At 49.0% G+C, this 17,664-nt stretch carries 16 protein-coding genes and 1 other RNA gene; 8 read left to right on the top strand and 9 right to left on the bottom strand.

Annotated elements, in window-relative coordinates; all coding sequences use genetic code 11:
- Positions 1-178 precede the first annotated feature (178 nt).
- From AC5JLP_RS19210 to ssrA, 3 genes are all read left to right on the top strand, one after another.
- Positions 179-1,717, top strand: a complete 1,539-nt coding sequence (locus AC5JLP_RS19210; protein ID WP_496069551.1) for a UDP-N-acetylmuramoyl-L-alanyl-D-glutamate--2,6-diaminopimelate ligase — start codon at positions 179-181, stop codon at positions 1,715-1,717.
- A 28-nt stretch (positions 1,718-1,745) separates the two neighbouring features.
- The gene (locus AC5JLP_RS19215) at positions 1,746-2,066 is read left to right on the top strand and encodes a transposase (RefSeq protein ID WP_496069552.1); all 321 of its coding nucleotides are present in this window, start codon (positions 1,746-1,748) and stop codon (positions 2,064-2,066) included.
- Positions 2,067-2,446: 380 nt separating this feature from the next.
- Positions 2,447-2,835: a transfer-messenger RNA gene (gene ssrA, locus AC5JLP_RS19220) on the top strand.
- 242 nt (positions 2,836-3,077) lie between these two features.
- Here the strand turns inward: ssrA and AC5JLP_RS19225 are convergent.
- The 5 genes from AC5JLP_RS19225 to AC5JLP_RS19245 form a co-directional block, all read right to left on the bottom strand.
- Positions 3,078-3,434: an urease subunit beta gene (locus tag AC5JLP_RS19225; protein WP_496069553.1), complete on the bottom strand. Its 357-nt coding sequence runs from the start codon at positions 3,432-3,434 to the stop codon at positions 3,078-3,080.
- Positions 3,435-3,464: 30 nt separating this feature from the next.
- Positions 3,465-3,878: a GNAT family N-acetyltransferase gene (locus AC5JLP_RS19230; RefSeq protein WP_496069554.1), complete on the bottom strand. Its 414-nt coding sequence runs from the start codon at positions 3,876-3,878 to the stop codon at positions 3,465-3,467.
- A gap of 114 nt (positions 3,879-3,992) precedes the next feature.
- Entirely contained in the window at positions 3,993-4,295 is a 303-nt protein-coding gene (ureA, locus tag AC5JLP_RS19235; protein ID WP_106258762.1) for an urease subunit gamma, read from the bottom strand.
- Between the two features lie 38 nt (positions 4,296-4,333).
- Positions 4,334-5,167: an urease accessory protein UreD gene (locus tag AC5JLP_RS19240; RefSeq protein ID WP_496069555.1), complete on the bottom strand. Its 834-nt coding sequence runs from the start codon at positions 5,165-5,167 to the stop codon at positions 4,334-4,336.
- Positions 5,168-5,372: 205 nt separating this feature from the next.
- Positions 5,373-6,326, bottom strand: coding sequence for a leucine-rich repeat domain-containing protein (locus AC5JLP_RS19245; RefSeq protein ID WP_496069556.1), 954 nt, complete (start codon positions 6,324-6,326; stop codon positions 5,373-5,375).
- A 556-nt stretch (positions 6,327-6,882) separates the two neighbouring features.
- On the opposite strand from AC5JLP_RS19245, the gene fmdA reads away from it, so the two are divergent.
- The 3 genes from fmdA (at position 6,883) to AC5JLP_RS19260 (ending at position 9,981) form a co-directional block, all read left to right on the top strand.
- On the top strand, positions 6,883-8,088 hold the full coding sequence (gene fmdA / locus AC5JLP_RS19250; protein ID WP_496069557.1) for a formamidase: 1,206 nt from the start codon (positions 6,883-6,885) through the stop codon (positions 8,086-8,088).
- A gap of 226 nt (positions 8,089-8,314) precedes the next feature.
- The gene (locus AC5JLP_RS19255) at positions 8,315-8,581 is read left to right on the top strand and encodes an FmdB family zinc ribbon protein (protein WP_496069558.1); all 267 of its coding nucleotides are present in this window, start codon (positions 8,315-8,317) and stop codon (positions 8,579-8,581) included.
- 317 nt (positions 8,582-8,898) lie between these two features.
- Entirely contained in the window at positions 8,899-9,981 is a 1,083-nt protein-coding gene (locus AC5JLP_RS19260) for an aliphatic amidase (RefSeq protein WP_496069559.1), read from the top strand.
- A gap of 139 nt (positions 9,982-10,120) precedes the next feature.
- On the opposite strand, the gene AC5JLP_RS19265 is transcribed toward AC5JLP_RS19260, so the two are convergent.
- On the bottom strand, positions 10,121-12,316 hold the full coding sequence (locus AC5JLP_RS19265; RefSeq protein WP_496069560.1) for an alpha/beta hydrolase: 2,196 nt from the start codon (positions 12,314-12,316) through the stop codon (positions 10,121-10,123).
- A 342-nt stretch (positions 12,317-12,658) separates the two neighbouring features.
- On the opposite strand from AC5JLP_RS19265, the gene hisA reads away from it, so the two are divergent.
- Positions 12,659-13,432 (top strand): 1-(5-phosphoribosyl)-5-[(5-phosphoribosylamino)methylideneamino]imidazole-4-carboxamide isomerase, encoded by a 774-nt coding sequence (gene hisA / locus AC5JLP_RS19270; protein ID WP_496069561.1) that lies wholly within the window; start codon positions 12,659-12,661, stop codon positions 13,430-13,432.
- A 52-nt stretch (positions 13,433-13,484) separates the two neighbouring features.
- Here the strand turns inward: hisA and AC5JLP_RS19275 are convergent, their stop codons facing one another.
- The 3 genes from AC5JLP_RS19275 to AC5JLP_RS19285 form a co-directional block, all read right to left on the bottom strand.
- Positions 13,485-13,709: a hypothetical protein gene (locus AC5JLP_RS19275; protein WP_496069562.1), complete on the bottom strand. Its 225-nt coding sequence runs from the start codon at positions 13,707-13,709 to the stop codon at positions 13,485-13,487.
- Positions 13,710-14,061: 352 nt separating this feature from the next.
- On the bottom strand, positions 14,062-15,033 hold the full coding sequence (locus AC5JLP_RS19280; RefSeq protein WP_496069563.1) for an Npun_F2552 family protein: 972 nt from the start codon (positions 15,031-15,033) through the stop codon (positions 14,062-14,064).
- A gap of 151 nt (positions 15,034-15,184) precedes the next feature.
- Entirely contained in the window at positions 15,185-15,484 is a 300-nt protein-coding gene (locus tag AC5JLP_RS19285) for a hypothetical protein (RefSeq protein WP_496069564.1), read from the bottom strand.
- Positions 15,485-15,844: 360 nt separating this feature from the next.
- On the opposite strand from AC5JLP_RS19285, the gene gatB reads away from it, so the two are divergent.
- Positions 15,845-17,359: an Asp-tRNA(Asn)/Glu-tRNA(Gln) amidotransferase subunit GatB gene (gene gatB, locus AC5JLP_RS19290; protein WP_496069565.1), complete on the top strand. Its 1,515-nt coding sequence runs from the start codon at positions 15,845-15,847 to the stop codon at positions 17,357-17,359.
- Positions 17,360-17,664 lie beyond the last annotated feature (305 nt).

Consider the following 17,664-nt stretch of genomic DNA (forward strand, 5'->3'; position numbering starts at 1 on the left):
ACAAACCTCGGAGTTTTGTACTGGTAATAAGATGGACCATCGACACGGAGGGCAAAACTCCGAGGTTTTGGTTAGATGGCGTGAGGTTTTCGCTTCTCGTCGCAAAGCGCTGCCGACGCTCTAAAATCTAGACTTTGGTGGTCGTGCATCGTTCATTCCATAGAAAGGGAGCGCTGACATGAAGTTACGAGAGTTGCTGGCGATCGTTCCGGGTATGGCACCATTGCCTGACCATCCTGCGCTGGAGGCTGAGGTAAAGGGGTTGGCGACAAATTCTCATACCTGTCAGCCAGGAGATTTGTTTATTGGGCTACCGGGAACGCGCGTTGATGGGGGTGATTTTGGGACAGGGGCGATCGCGGCAGGAGCGATCGCGGCCATTGTGTCTCCTCAAGCGGCACAAAAGGCAGCGAGTGAACAACGCGCTCCACTCCCGACTTCCGACTCCCGACTCCTAACTCTCTGCATCATTCCCGCTAACGATATGGTGCAGGTGTCGGCTCAACTGGCAGCGGCATTCTACGACAACCCAGCGCAGCAGTTGAAGCTGGTGGGCGTGACGGGTACTAATGGCAAGACGACAACGACGCATCTGATTGAGTTTCTGTTGCAGCAGGCGCACAAGTCTACGGCGCTTTTGGGCACGCTTTACACGCGATGGCAGGGCTATCAGCAAACTGCTTTGCACACGACTCCGTTTGCGGTGGAGTTACAGCGACAGTTGGCAGAGGCTCTGGCCGCAGGAAGTGAGTTTGGTGTGATGGAAGTGAGTTCCCACGCTTTAGCACAGGGACGAGTGCTGGGTTGTAGCTTTGAGGTTGCAGTCTTCACTAACCTGACGCAAGATCATCTGGATTTTCATCGTGATATGGATGATTATTTTGCGGCTAAAGCGCTGCTGTTTAGTCCTGGTTATCTCAAAGGGCGTGCGATCGTTAACCTGGATGATCCGTATGGACAACAGTTAATTCAGCACCTTGAGCAAACTCGCACCTGGAGCTATAGCACCGAAGATGCAACGGCAGACTTGTACACCAGTGCTTTGCAGTACGGTGCAGATGGAGTGACTGGCGTTCTGCATACCCCTCGTGGTGAAGCTGCTTTTCGATCGCCCCTCGTCGGTCAATTTAATCTCGCTAATCTGCTGGCAGCCGTTGGTGCGGTGTTGCATATTGGGCTAGAGCTAGGTGATGTTGTGGCAGCGTTGCCGCAGTTTGGTGGCGTACCAGGACGGATGGAACAGGTGCAGGTATCGCCCAATCAGGATATCAGCGTGATTGTGGACTATGCTCACACGCCCGACAGTCTGGAGAATTTGTTGCGAGCTGCACGACCGTTCATTCAAGGCAAGATGGTCTGTGTGTTTGGGTGTGGAGGCGATCGCGATCGAGGCAAACGTCCCCAGATGGGTCGCATTGCTGCCGATCTGGCCGATCGAGTGATTGTCACGTCCGACAATCCACGTACTGAAAACCCACAGCGCATTTTGCAGGATGTGGCGGCTGGCATTCCTGAAGCCGTCGAACCTACGGTGATTGGCGATCGGGCTGAGGCCATTCGTCTGGCAATTCTAGAAGCTCAACCGGGTGATGGCATCTTGATCGCGGGAAAAGGCCACGAAGATTATCAGATTCTAGGGACTGAAAAGATTCATTTTGACGATCGAGAACAGGCGCAAAAGGCTTTGGAACAGCGTCTACAGCAATTTCCAGTCTAGTGAGGCGTATTAGATATAGTAATTCAGGGTGTTTATTCCCCAGAAACTCGTGCCTAAGCTGTGGCAAGGTGCCTGTGTCATCATTGATAACTGCTCGCTTCATCTCGGTGAAGACGTGAGAAAGTTGATTGAGGATGCAGGTGCCAAGCTGATCTTCCTACCGCCGTACTCGCCAGACTTTTCGTCGATCAAGAATTGCTTTTCAAAGCTTAACAGCATTCTGCGTTCGATTGGGGCACGGCGTTATCCAGAGCTTAACGAAGCCATTGATGCAGCTTTCTACCAAGTGTCATTGAGCGACTTAAGGAATTGGTTCTCTCATTGCTGTTACTGTGCCCCACTAGTATGAAAACGCTATATTAGCCTTAAAGCATAACTCAAGTTTGGTAAGACACCTGCTCTTCACTCGGTTTTTCTTTTCCTACTAAAATTATGGTCTTGTATTTATAGATATTAGGAAGGATTGAAAGGAAACCGTTACAGCCCCAAACATGGAGATGCTTTAATCCCTGATAGCTGAAGCTGATTCGACGACATTAAGCTGTTAACACTGTCTCAAAAAGTTTGGACGGCACTAAATTGTTAAAGCGACACGATTCTGTTACAACCGGGACTTCGACGACATGATCTTGTTAACGCTGACAAATAAAGTGTTACTCCACAGTAGGCTTCGTGTTTAGCCAGCAACATACACAGCAGCCAAGAGCAGTTATAATAAAGAAACGACTCGGGGCTGCAACGGTTTCGACGTTTTGGCGAACACTACAGTGTGATTCAGGCTGAGAGCGAGCTAACTCTCATAAATCAATGGCTCAAAACAACGTACATGCGAACAACATCGTACCTTTTGCTCGTAAGCAAGCACTTGTTGCTGCCTAACAACCTCTAACTGGTTCGAGCGTCTGTCATCTGACTCCGTTAAGGATGATAGACAACCCCCAACGGATGCTCCAAGAAGCTTTCTCTGGTAGGCTTTTTGGCTAAGATTTTATCAGAGCATCCCACTGTCCGGGATAAGGGACGGTTCCCGCTTTGAGGATCAGAGAAGCTAAGCCTGTGAATGAGCGATGTACCAATACCCAGGGCGGACACGGGTTCGACTCCCGTCAGCTCCACTTTAAGAGCGGTTTGGCTCAAGTTTTTGTTCTTTGCTCGTACCTAAACGCTGGGCAACTGACCCAGGCTAGGTACGGATACGGCTGTGCAAAATTTGTTTTTAGGGTTGCTGTGTCAGTCAGTAGAGGCTCTCGATTAAATGGACGCTCTCTTGAAGCAGTTAATCAAGAGATTGGAAGGACGCAGAGGGTTTAGAAAAGTCCAGACAAGCTGCATAGCCCTGGTCGAATCATTTAAGCAGCCTTTACTTTTTCTTTTTCCCGTCACTTTTCTTCTTGCTGTCGCTTTTCTTCCCATCCAAAGCACCATCGATTTTGTTGTTTAAGCCATAGACTTCACGGCTACCTGCTAAAGCAACTAACGCCACTTCTTTTTCATCACCGGGTTCAAACCTTACGGCTGTACCAGCCGGAATATCTAAACGCATTCCACGCGCCTGGGCTCGATCGAACGCCAGTGCCGTATTCACTTCAAAAAAATGAAAATGAGACCCAACTTGAATGGGTCGATCGCCTGTGTTTGCCACAACGAGTGTTACTGTTTTACGCCCTTCATTCAGTTCAATGGTTCCGTCGTCAATGAGCATTTCTCCAGGAATCATTTGACCTCCGTTCAGTAAAGGTTATACAGATTAAACTAACTTAAACTCCAACAACGGCAACATCCTTCCTGCATTAATGACTGAAGGAGTCTCTCCAATCTGCTTTGCTCCCATCGCTTCATAAAACCCTGCAGCATTTGGATCACTTTTAATCAGAAGCGTGCTCACCCCAAACGAACGAACGGTTTCAATCGCATGATGCCACAATAATTTTCCGTAGCCATGACCAAGCACAGAAGGCTCAATGAAGAGATCAGTCAGTTCCACCGTTAAATCTTGCTGTTGTAAGCTATAAAAACCGATAATTTGAGTCTTCTTTTGAAGCACGAAAAAAGTATCTTTGGCAATCCATTCAGGTAGAATAGCGAATACATTACGGCAGCGCTGTATAAAGTCTGCATCGTAGCCCCAGTGAGCCTTAGAACGTAGCAGTAGTTCAGTCAAAAATGTTGCTTCCTCCACTCTCGCAGGTCGAATAGACAAGTTAACCTCGGCCATCAATTGAGTTACCTACTGCTTGTGCTAGCTGGCGTTAGCTGTAGTGCCATTTGCTCTGTACTAGCGAATGGGATCATGCACTGTAACCAGTTTGGTGCCATCTGGAAACGTCGCTTCAACCTGAACCTCATGAATCATTTCAGGGATGCCCTCCATCACATCACTACGCGACAGCAATGTGGTACCGTGGCTCATTAATTCAGAAACGGTACGTCCATCTCTTGCCCCTTCTAAAATGGCAGCCGAAATGTAGGCGATCGCCTCTGGATAATTCAGCTTTAGTCCGCGCTCTTTGCGCCGTTCTGCTACCAGTGCAGCCGTAAAAATCAACAGTTTATCTTTCTCTTGCGGCGTTAATTGCATCGGTTACTCCTCATCACATTCTCCTTGATGATATGTCCCTATGACACTCCCCAAACCCTGGGCACACAACCCGATCGACCTAAGAATAATAAGCGGATTAGCTGCCAAACCTCAATAAACCAGCGGCGCACTGCGGCGGTTGAGTGCCCTCGATAGCGACAGAGTAAGCCTGATTGTAAGCGAGTTACGCCGATTTCTCCTGCTTCACCTGTCCAGAGCAATCGGGCCTTCTCCACCACTGCCGTGTCCACAGCCTGCCCCACAAAGGCAAAGCTGCCGACAATCGGACACCCTGCCAGACCATGAGCACCATAAAACGAGGCTTCACTGCCTGGTAGCCATTGGCGATCAATCCACAGCGGGCAGCCCTCTTGCCAAATTTCCGTGTGCGATCGCCAATCACCTTGCAAGAACTGCTCTCCTCTTGCACTACGCCCAAAGCGAGTAATTTCCCAACCCAGCCAGGTGGCCCCAGCCGCTAACTCAACGTGCATCGCTTGACGATACAGCGCCTGGTCAAAGACGATCGTTTCCTGTGGAAACCATTCTAAACAAGCTCCAGCCGATACCTCAACGCGCGTCCTCTGTCTTGCTTCTTGCCCATTCGTGCGGTAGATTTTGCCCGCTGATGCAGTGGTAATTAATGCGTTCGTCTGCGGTTGCAGTTGGATGTCGAGGTCGAGCCGATCGCCCCCTACAATGCCGCCTGCGGTGTGCAAGATGATACTGTGGCAAACGGATTGACCTTCTGGATAGAGCGATCGCTGCACTTTGAGCGGTGCTTGTGCTTGAGTATGAGCAACGTGCGTGGTCTGTTCACGGCTGGCATAGATGAGTTTTAAGCTGCCCTGCCAGCCTGGTGCGTTTGTCATAAAAAAGCTTAAGAAACGGAATCAAAAAATAGTTTACAGGGTGATACTATCGCAATCCTATCTGATTTGTGAACATGATTCTGAATGAACCGTCAGCCGTCAGCTTTCAGCTTTAAATTCAAGGCTGACTGCTGACCGCTGACCGCTAACTATATCAAACGCAGCATGCTTTTCAAGAATGCTTTAGGGCTGCTATATCTCTGCTTTAAAAACGACAAATTGACTCTGGTTTTACAGGACATATAGAGTTAGGCAAGGGATTATTTTGCAGATAGAGTACGTTGAGATTGGTAAGCGCTTTAAGGGAAGTGAGATTACTAATGCGATTGCCACCCAAATACAGCGTTGTAAGGTTAGACAAGGTGCTGAGCGCATTGACATTCGTAATTTGATTGCCACCCAACGCAAGATTAGTAAGATTTCTCAACGGTTTTAAGGCACTGAGATCGGCGATTTTATTGCCACTGAGATCGAGATTGGTTAAATCTGCGAGTGATGTAAGTGGCGTGAGGTCTGAAATATTTTGAGCAGATAGTGAAAGCTCTGTGAGGCTTGTGAGTGATCGCAACGGGCTAATATCGGCAATGCGGTTGAAGCTTAAATCCAGATTATTCAACATTGACAGGGACTTTAGAGGGCTGATGTCGAGAATCTGATTAGACACCAGATCGAGACTGACTAGATTTTCTAAAAACCGCAGCGAATCAATGTTTACAATGCGATTATTGCCTAAAAAAAGAGCCTTTAATTTACGTAAGGGCTGGAGTGGAGACAGATCAGTAATGCGGTTATAGCTTAGATAGAGTCGAGTCAGGTTGGTGAGCGTACTGAGGGGGTTTAGATTCGTAATGTGATTATTGCCTAAGTAAAGCTCATCCAAACCTGTCAAGTTTTGTAGGGGACTAAGATCGGCAATCTTACTATCACTAAGATCGAGCGTTGTGGTGCTAGAAAGAACTTCGTCCGCTTGATAGCAATCTGCTGTGCGCGATCGTTTCAACAGGACATTAATGGTTTGTCTAGCAGGTGCAGGAAGTGTTGCTTTCTTGAGGCACCAATCTGCAAAGCTTTTAAATTGCCTGATTGATGGTGTTTTTGCAACGGCTTGGGTTGTCAAAGTTGAAGTGCTGTAGCCGCTTGCAATCAGAACAATCAACAAGCATTTAAATGCTGTTTTTTGATGCCGTTTCCCAACAGAAGAAAACCTCAAATGCAAGCGGTTGCCTCCCCTCATATCGACTTATAGCTTGAGCTTTAATGCCAATTAGTTTAAACAATCAGCACTCGAAATACAACTGGTAACGTCTGTTTTGCCAAGCTTTTTACATTGATTGACACGACAGTAACACACGCGATCGCACAGCCGTTGACTGATCGACTTCCCTTAGTCTGTCAGGCTTTCGCAAAGCTTAGTGGTACAACCGAAGCGCTGACGCGGCAAATTAATGCTGATCGCAGAAAATGTGATGAAAGTTACAGATTGCGCTAAGCCTTGACACTAGAGTCTAAACGTTATCTGAACCTTTGAATGCTGATTCAGAGGCATTTGTAGTGAATTGTTGCTAATTCCAGCCTGAAGTTATTTGCGATCGTAGTTGTGTTTCGCACTCGCCTTGAACGGCATAAGAAAGTTCAGGGTTGCGATCGTGAATGCCTTTTTGGGGTAAAGCATTAGACGTTTTCGTTAAAGCGAATGAGGTGAGCAGGAGCGTTCTATGCCCAAGACATTATTTCAAGTCGATTTGACCAAGCCAACGGATCAGCAAGATTTGCCTGGTCACAACCGCTGGCATCCAGATATTCCAGCCGTTGTTTCTGTCAATCCTGGTGATGTTTTTCGGATTGAGTGCAAAGACTGGACGGATGGGCAGATCAAAAACGACGACAGCCCAGACGACATTCGCGATGTTGATCTAACGGTTGTTCACGTTTTGAGTGGGCCGATTCACGTCAATGGTGCTGAACCTGGCGATATTCTAGTTGTTGATCTGGTTGATATTGGTGCGCTTCAGGGCGATGAGTGGGGTTTCACAGGCATTTTTGACAAGAAGAATGGTGGTGGGTTTTTAACCGATCACTATCCTGATCCAGCGAAAGCCATCTGGGATTTTCAAGGCATTTATACCACGTCCAGACATATCCCAGACGTGAAATTTGCAGGGATTATTCACCCCGGTTTAATTGGCTGCGCTCCCTCGCACGAACTGTTGGCAAAGTGGAACAAGCGGGAGAAAGAACTGGTTGATACCGCCCCCGATTTGCGAACCTATGGTGCAGGACTTTCGGGCGATAAACCCGTGCTAGCAGCGCTGCCCAATCCTACAAACGCCATTCTTGGACAGTTATCCAAGTCTGAGTTCGATCGCGTCGCGGCAGAAGGCGCTCGCACCGTTCCACCCCGTGAGCATGGCGGCAACTGCGACATCAAAAACCTGTCTAAAGGCACCCGCATTTACTTCCCCGTCTATGTGGAAGGTGCCAAACTTTCAATGGGTGATATTCATTTCTCACAAGGAGATGGTGAAATTTCGTTTTGCGGCGCGATCGAGATGTCAGGCTACATCGACCTGCACGTAGATATCATCAAAGGTGGTGTCGAGAAATATGGCATGGTCAATCCCATTTTCAAACCCGGTAACGTTGAGCCTCGCTTCTCAGAATACCTGGTATTTGAGGGCATTTCGGTCGATGAATTCACAGGTAAGCAATACTATATGGATGTCCATATAGCCTACCGACGGGCGTGTTTGAACGCGATCGAATACCTGAAAAAGTTTGGCTATACGGGCGAACAAGCCTATCTTTTGCTTAGCTGTGCCCCTGTAGAAGGTCGAGTCAGCGGCATTGTGGATATTCCTAACGCGTGCTGCACACTGGCAATTCCCACCGCGATCTTTGACAAGCCCATTTTGCCTGTGTAAGGGGGAAAGTTTTGAGTTTTGATGCCCCCCAACCCCCAATTCTGGGGGGACCGAACTATGAAGTCCCCTAGAATTGGGGGATTCAGGGCGCTAGTTTTTGCTTATTTCAGTGCCATTCATCCAAAGTTCGTTGTTACATTTCAACTAGGCATCTTCAGCTACTAACTCAAAACTCTTAACTCTCTTAATTTCATCAGCGAATTATCCAGTAAGGTAGACCTCATCAATGCCTCTTTACGAATTTAAATGTGATACTTGCGGTGTGTTTGACCAGTGGCGATCGATGGCAGAATGCAACGATCCGGCTAGCTGTCCGACCTGCCAAGGGGCGACGAAGCGTCTTTTTGCCGCGCCTACGCTTTTGTCTGGCTCTTTACGGTTGAAAACCGCTAGCTCAGAACCTCAGCTTGTGCAGCGATCGCACGATCAAGAACCAGAGCGACCCAAAGCGCGATCGCACAATGGTGGGCGACCCTGGATGATTAGTCACTAACGCACCTTCGCTTGCGGTACAGCCTTCACTAGAAATGCAGGGTCATTTCATTCCAAAAGTCGAATCTTGTGAGCAACGGATTGAGACACAGATGAAGCGGATTGTTTGTCTCTGCCTGATCAAGCGTCATCTGTTTCATTCGTTAACATCCGTTGCTGATCAGTGCCTTTGACGGAATGAAATAGCTCTGCTGGAAATGTAATCGTTGTTACAAGTCTGGTCTATTGAAGTCGATAGACTAAAGCCCATTGCCAGTGATTCGATCTGCTCTGCGTGCAGACGTGTGGCACCGAATCAAGATTATCTAGGAGGCTTGAATGTCTTATCACGGTGATATTTCGTCCAGTGATGATGCTGTGGGCGTAGCGGTAGTCAACTACAAAATGCCGCGCCTCCACACCAAAGAAGAGGTCATCGAAAATTGCAAAAACATTGCTTCGATGATCGATGGGATGAAAGTTGGCCTGCCAGGAATGGATCTGGTGATTTTTCCTGAGTATTCCACTCATGGCATCATGTACGATGCCAAAGAGATGATGGAAACAGCCTCCTCGATTCCTGGGCCGGAAACAGATATTTTTGCTGAAGCGTGCATTCGCAACAAAACTTGGGGCGTTTTTTCGCTCACAGGTGAACGCCATGAAGATCATCCTAACAAGGTGCCATACAACACTCTGATTTTGATGAATGATCAGGGTGAAATTGTACAGAAGTATCGCAAAATCATGCCCTGGACGCCGATCGAAGGGTGGTATCCCGGTAACTGTACCTATGTTTCTGATGGCCCCAAAGGCTTGAAAATTAGCCTCATTATTTGCGATGACGGTAACTATCCTGAAATTTGGCGTGATTGCGCGATGCGTGGCGCTGAACTGATCGTGCGCTGCCAGGGTTACATGTATCCTGCGAAAGAGCAGCAGGTCATGGTGTCCAAAGCGATGGCGTGGATGAATAACGTCTATGTTGCTGTTGCTAATGCCGCTGGCTTTGACGGTGTGTACAGCTACTTTGGTCACTCGGCGATCGTCAGCTTTGATGGTCGGACATTGGGCGAATGCGGTGAAGAAGACATGGGCGTGCAGTACGCGGCCCTATCCAAATTTGCGATTCGTGATTTTCGCAAAAATTCTCAATCGCAGAACCACCTGTTCAAGCTCTTGCATCGCGGCTACACGGGCAAAATCAATTCCGGTGAAGGCGCAGAAGGCGTGCAGGAATGTCCCTACGAGTTCTATCGCACCTGGATTAATGATCCTGCGAAGGCGAAAGAAATTTCGGAATCCATCACGCGTCCTACAGTTGGTGTGAAGGAATGCCCGATCGAAGGGTTGCCCACCGAAAAACTCATCGAAACGCCTCTAGTTGTGAAAGAGAAAGAAGCGGTTCTGTTGAACAACTAACGCTTGATGACATTCGCTTGGTTACATTGACTCATTGCTACACCTACCAAACGCCTGCGTTAACGCAGGCGTTTTTCTTCTTTAATTGACCGCGACTGCTCCCCCTGCCTCACTTCTGCCTCGCCGTCCGCCTCAAAAACTACTTGCCATCGGCTGGAGTGACAGTTGTTTCAGTTGAAACTGATTTCACATTCACATCTTTTGTCAGAATTCTGGCTCTGGTTTCACCACGCTTGAACCCAAGCACGTCAACGTAGTAGCGCTCTGGAGACGCAGCTACCTGAATTTTGCGCCGTTCACAAAGCCAGGACAATGCCTGTAACGCAATTTTGCGCCGTTGTTCGTCTGGTAGTTGCGTGGCCTGCTGTAAGTTTGCCTTTAACTCCACTGGTAGCTCACTGTTATTAACACTAAGCTCGATCGGCGGTTGAAAAATCAAGGAGTCCAATAGTCCTTGAAAGCCCAAGAAGGCTAACCGATGAATCAGTAAGTTGCTCAGGCGACCGTAGAAGTACCCCCCATGTACATCCACTCCAACCCCTTTACCTGGATCGCTAGAAAAATCAACATACGCTTTGAGCAACTTGACATAGTTCACAAAATTGAGCGGCGATCGCTGTCCTTCTGAAATTAAAACATTGACTTCTTGATTGTCTCGTTTGGCGTAGTAGGTGATGTCGCGGTATTCTGTACAGTCGAGGTAGGTGAATAGATCAGCGATCGATTCGGGGTCTTGGTTTACTTTAGCAAGCGACTCTTCATCTACTTTAGCGCTTCGCTTTCGCATGGCTTCTCGCTTCTTCTGACCTTCTTGCCCAAGGCTACGCGTGTCGCGGCTCAGCGTTTGCACACCAATAAAGTTCAGTAGAGGCGATGGTTTTGCGCCACTCATTAACTCAGGCAGGTTAACGATGCCATAAGTGCTTTTTGATGTAGCGTTTTGTTTGTTTGCATCCAGATTAACGGTTACATTTCCCATGCGAAAACCCTGTGCATAGGTGCTAGCTGGAAATGAGAAATAGTTAGCGGTTGTAGAGGCTAACCGCAGCGCTAAGTCGCCTTCGTTGCTAAAAAGATACGCTTCTTCAAACCGTCGTAGTGAGGAACGTAAGAAATTTGTGCGGCTAGAAACAATGGTCATCAGAGGAATATCAGGCGAAATTAGAATTAAACGCCCTAGTGCAAACACGCGCCCAACATTCGGCGACGGCAACTTCTCTAAACTCTTTGTATCGCCGATCGCGGCTGGGTCAAAAGCATCTGACAGAATGCGGATGACCTGAGTCGTGACAAAGCCGCCCATACTATGACCGACGAATGACAGCCGGATGCGAGGCTTTTCGTCATGCCAATAAGCCGCCGCTTTGCGGAAATCGGCTGGTGTATAGGTTGGCTTTTCAGCGATGACAAGGCTGGCATAAATTTTGAGAAAGACCGCATCATCGACAGACGCAAGATCACGCTGTTTAATTTTGGGCAGCAACAGACGGAACGCATCGTCATTGCGATCGCTCAACAATGCCGCTTCAATTTCAATCGTTTCCCACGTTTTTCGGACGGCTACTGCCAAAAGTCCAGGAGCCAGATCCAAGCCTTCACCCACTTCTTTTGCCACCGTTTCAAAAAGCGAGTCGTTCATGCGGCGTTTGACGAGACCCAAATCGACCTGTCGAATAAATTCGACTAAATCAGGCACGCCGAAGTTATTCGCACGATAAGAATCCCGAAAATAAACAATAATCCGCAAAAGATAGAGTGTTGCCACAATCATGGTCAGGGCAACGCTTATAAGCATCACGATAGCCAAGAACGCATCCACAAGAGGCGAGGAAAAGATGACCAGTAAAAGCAACCCAACTGCCGCGATCACCAACCCACCCCAAAACAGAAATTTCAACGCAATCGGTAGGGCTTTATCGGCATCTTTAAAGTCAGAAGGAACGCTTTCTGAGGGCCAGCGATAACCTAAATAAACAAAACTATTGGGTTTACCAAAAATTGCAGATTCTTGCTGGTTTAAATATGACCACGTCTTCTGCCAGCCTTCAAACACATAATCTCTACCCTCGACTTCTTTACCACCTTTAATGACTCGTTCAATCCCCGTGTTGTAGCCATGAATTTGAATGACCAGTCCGGTGTAGCTTTTGTTCAGCTTTGAATTTTGATACAAGGACTCAACCACTTCACTCACGGTTGGCATGATCTCGTCAGGTTTGCATTCATCTTGCTCAACGTTGATTGGGGCTGTACTGCGTACAAAATAGCCAGGAACCATTTCTGGCTGACTGCCGAGTGATTGTCCTCGTTTGAACTCATCAACCCAAACATCCATGTTGCATCCCTCATGACGTGACTAAACTTGAGCTTATTGCTGCTCCAATATGATGCAGCTAGTGCCTTATACGGAATGAGTTTGGCTGTTTCCAGGTATGAAAAGAAAAACTTTGCTTCAAGTATGATGGTTTTCTTTTGCAGGACTGTAAATCGCCAGGAAATTGGTAAGCGTCCACCAATCTAGCCAGGGGGTACTTACTGCACCCTCATCTTATGCATGAACTCATCTTTATTTCTAGGGCTGATCCATTAAAGCCAGTTTCGCTTGATTGTCACTGATTGATCTTCACGAAGTGATACGTTAGGGTGATTGGATTCGCGCGGCGTATGAGGTCAAAGTATGGAGGTCATCCCAGCGATCGATCTGTTGGAAGGGCGCTGTGTACGTCTTTATCAGGGCGATTATGCTCAAGCGCAAACGTTTGACGAGAATCCTGTTTCCGTTGCGCGCCAGTGGGCTGATCAGGGTGCCACCCGACTGCATGTGGTGGATCTGGATGGTGCGAAGGTTGGGCACCCAGTCAACGTGCAGGCGATCGAGGCGATCGTGCGTGCGGTCGATGTGCCGATACAGGTAGGGGGTGGCCTGCGCGATCGTGCCAGTGCCGCCGCTCTTTTTGAGCTGGGCGTTCAGCGCGTGATTTTGGGCACGGTTGCCGTTGAACAACCTGATTTGGTGCGTGAACTGTGTCAGGAATTCTCAGAACAGATTGTGGTGGGAATTGATGCTCGGAATGGGTTGGTGGCAACACGAGGCTGGTTAGAAACGTCTCAGGTGTCTGCGATCGACCTGGCAACGCAAATGGCAGACTTTGGCATTGCTGCCATTATTTACACCGATATTCATCGTGACGGCACCCTACAGGGGCCAAATCTAGAAGCGTTGAGAGCTTTAGCGGCAGGCGTTGCAGTGCCCGTCATTGCCTCTGGTGGCATGAGTTCGGTGACTGATTTGTTGAGCTTGCTGGCACTCGAACCCTTGGGCGTAACCGGAGCGATCGTGGGGCGTGCTCTTTACACTGGGGATATTTCGCTTAAGGAAGCGCTACGAGCGATTGGTCAGGGGCGTTGGCAAGATGTGCCTCCCGATTTTGGCTCTTCTGCTCTGGCGTAATTGAGTGAGAAAGCGGTCAAGCTGAGGGGTTGGTCAGTCTGAAGCTAAGGGTTTACGAGTGAAACAGGAGACGGCTATTTGCCAGATCACGAATCAGGGGCAAGCGAGCTTGAATGTAGTGACTAAACGCATTGACTTCATCATGGTCGAGCGATCGCTGCGTTTTTAGTTGTTTGAGCAGCCATTGCACTAAGCCGTTGTCGTCTAAATTGAGCAGCGTTTGAGACTGACTCGTTTCCACAATGAACCAAAGCTGACGCAGCATGGATGGGGACATACAACTTTTCCAGAGACGGGCTAGGACTAGGTAATCGAGAAGACTGCATGTAACACGCTAATGAACCTGGAATCTTCTGGATACTTTTGTCTACGCTCACCATAGCGAACTGACCGGAACTGGAAGCGGGATCACATAAGTCAACACAAGAGTTACAAATAGCTTCACCATCCGATTTATAACTTGACATTTAGCTCATTTAAGCTCTTTTTTGTCGCTCAGGGTAAATGGGAGCGGGGGGCAGGGCGAAAGGGGACAAGGGGGGCAGGGGAAGCGGCGGGAGTAGGGAGTAGGGAGTGGTCAACTTTTTAGCCTTTAGCCTTCACCATTTAGCCTTCACCCCTCATCCTGCTCATTGCTCTGCATACGCCTGCATGGGTTCTTTGATCAGGCGGATATAGAGATGGCGAAAGGTGGATTTGAGGACGCGAGGTAACCCAAAATCGATCGGCATCAGGTGATCGGGCAGTTTCCAGTCGGTGATCTGAAGTGCTTGAGGATGCAGCAAGGGGAAGTGGATGGCTTCTACGGTTGAGCAGAGTCCCAAGCGCTGAGAAGCCGCTACGGTTGGCACAGTCGCAGGATCGACGTTCAGAAGATCGACGATCGCACGATCGAGCGCAAAGACATCCCGTGACGCTGCCAGGAGGTTGAGCCGACGAGGTTCGCCACCGCTGGGGCCATTCCCTTCATGACCAATAATGCCATCCAGAATCGTGAGATTGGGGTCGATCGCCCGTGCGGTTTCGGCCAGCATTTCGCCAAAGCGATCCCGATCCTTACCCGCTTCCATGTGCCACCAGGCTTTCATTTTGCCAGGAACACACCCAAAGAGATTCTTCACGCCCATTGTGAGCGTCAACTGCATATGCGATTTGACCTTCGGCAAGTTGATCACCACATCGGCCTCGATCGCCTCTTTACTGAGTAGTAAATGATTAAACTCAGCGCCTACCGTTTCGTAACGTCTGCCATGAAACTCAACGATCGGCAACTTGAGCGCTTCTGTCAGGGGTAAATAACCATTCGCTTTCGCCACACCCTTTGCACTACCAAAGGCTGGCCCATCGCCCAAGAAAGGTTTGCCACCCGCTTCTTGCACCATCTGCGCCACGCAGTAAACCATCTCTGGACGAGTAACACATTCCTTACCCGGACGACCACCCGTGAGCAGGTTGGGTTTAAGGAGAACGCGATCGCCCGGTTTCACAAAGGCTGTCATGCCACCCAGCGGCTCCAGTAACGCCTCCAGAGCTTGACGCAGTTGAGTATGGTCATAAGACTGAGCGCGAAGCAAACTAACCGATGGCTGTACGGGTTTCATAGCTTGATTCCGTTGTATGGGGAGGGGTGAAGGGAGTTTTGAGTTTTGAGTTGGAAGAGAGAGGAGTGAGGTGAGAGGTGTAAGAGTTTTGAGTTTGACTTGAATAGCTGACCGCTGATCGCTGACCGCTGATAGCTAACTGCTAAATGAGCTAGGAATGTGCGCGACTCAACGGAGTAACCCGCTGAGCATTAGCAAACACCCCCTCTCCGTGAATTTGGGCGATCGCAGGTTTTAACTCAATTTTTGCCACGTTCGCTCTATTGATACAGACCGTCTGCTCTGCTAGATGGAAAAACCACCATTCTTTGTCCAGAATACGCCGAATCTCCTGCTGTACTTCTTGCTCTAGTGCGGCGGGGTCAGCGAATTGAGAAAAGGTATAAGATTCGGTTTGACCACCCAGATAGTAAATGGTGATCTGCATCTCGTTATTAATCTGATTCTGCATGGTCGTTTCTCCTCTTCAGCAATGGTACTCGGGCGATTCAAGGTTTATAAAAGCAATTCTCATCAAAATAGGACTGATACATTTTGACTAAAACCTCCGAGGTTTAAACCGCTACGTGAATTACAATGTCCACTCCTTGGTTAAAACTTCCGAGGTTTGCATCGTCCTAAAAAACGATCGGTCAGGCGCGATCGACTGAGAATAGTGTCCGACAAAAACGCTCGTTGTGCCATGCCTTCTTAAAATGTGCCATGCCTGGTTCAAAAGAGAGCATTATGTAGCTGTCTCCCACGACGGCTAAGTTTCCCACAACGGCTAAGATAGAGCTAACTGTTCCACAGTCGCAAGCTGAAAAGGTCTATGACTACCGCCGCTCCGGTGAAAACTCAGTATGAAGCTGTCATTGGGTTAGAAACACACTGCCAGCTCAGCACCCAAACCAAGATTTTTTCCAATAGCTCCACAGCTTTTGGAGCCATACCCAACACCCATATCGATCCCATCTGCCTGGGCCTACCTGGGGTGCTGCCCGTCCTTAACCAGAAAGTGCTGGAGTATGCCGTCAAAGCAGGGTTGGCGCTGAACTGTCAGATTGCCCCCTATAGCAAGTTCGATCGCAAGCAGTATTTCTACCCCGATCTGCCGAAAAACTACCAAATTTCGCAGTACGACCTGCCGATCGCCGAACATGGCTGGCTGGAAATTGAGCTATACGACAAAGAAACGGGCACTGCAACCCGCAAGCGCATTGGTGTCACCCGTCTGCATATGGAAGAAGACGCGGGCAAATTGGTGCATGGTGGGAGCGTTGGCGAAGCCTCTCGGAACGAGACTCGTCTCTCTGGCTCCACCTATTCGCTGGTGGACTACAACCGTGCTGGTGTGCCGCTCATCGAAATCGTTTCAGAGCCAGATATCCGCAGTGGGCGAGAAGCGGCAGAATACGCGCAGGAACTCCGGCGGATTGTGCGCTATCTCGGTGTCAGCGATGGCAACATGCAGGAAGGCTCGCTGCGTTGCGATGTGAACATCTCCGTGCGTCCCGTCGGTCGTGCGGAGTTTGGCACCAAGGTCGAAATCAAAAACATGAACTCGTTTAGCGCCATTCAGAAGGCGATCGAATTTGAAATTGAGCGCCAAATTGAAGCGATCGAAGCCGGTGAACGGATCGTACAAGAAACACGCCTGTGGGAAGAAGGCGCACAGCGCACCATCAGTATGCGCGTGAAGGAAGGTTCCAGCGACTACCGCTACTTCCCCGAACCGGATCTGGGTCCTATTGAAGTGTCGTCAACGCAGCTAGAGCAATGGCGATCGGAATTGCCAGAACTGCCTGCTCAAAAGCGCCAGCGCTACGAAACCGAACTGGGTCTATCCGTTTATGATGCGCGGGTGTTAACGGATGATCAGTCGATCGCCGCCTACTTTGAAGCGACAGTTGCAGCAGGTGGCAACCCCAAACAAGCCGCCAACTGGATCATGGGCGACATTAGTGCCTACCTAAACAGCAACAACAGCTTGAGCATTACCGACTTGCCCATCAAGCCTGCCAACCTCGCCGAACTCATCAGCCTGATCGACAGCGGCACGATCAGTAACAAAATTGCGAAGGACATCTTGCCCGACCTTCTCGCTCAAGGGGGATCGTCTAAAGAACTCGTTGAACGCAAAGGATTGATTCAAATTTCTGATACTGGCGCGATCGAAGCCGCGATCGCTGAAGTCATTGCAGCCCATCCTAAAGAGTTGGAGATGTACCGCAACGGCAAAACTAAGATGCTGGGCTTCTTTGTGGGGCAGGTGATGAAGCAAACAAGTGGTCGAGCCGACCCCAAACTCACCAACCAACTGCTCACCAAACAGCTCAACGGTTAATGCTTAAGGGAGGTCTGAGGCAAAAATTAACCGCCCTTTGTCAAAAAAACATAAAAAAGGGGTGTCACCCCTCACCCCATTAATGGCATACTGTGTCTAGTAGATGCACCCTGATGATAAGGGGGAGACGCTTTGGCGACTCCCTCTTTTTTTTACGAAAGGCAGAAGGCAGAGGGCAGAAGGTAGAAGGTAAAAAAGGCAGAGGGGGCAAGGGAAGCAAGGGAACAAGGGAGCAAGCTTCTGAACTCAAAACTTTTTGGCTCAATCGGTGATCCAGGGAGGTGACGTTGACCAGGACTATTGGT

This window comes from Stenomitos rutilans (assembly GCF_059505485.1).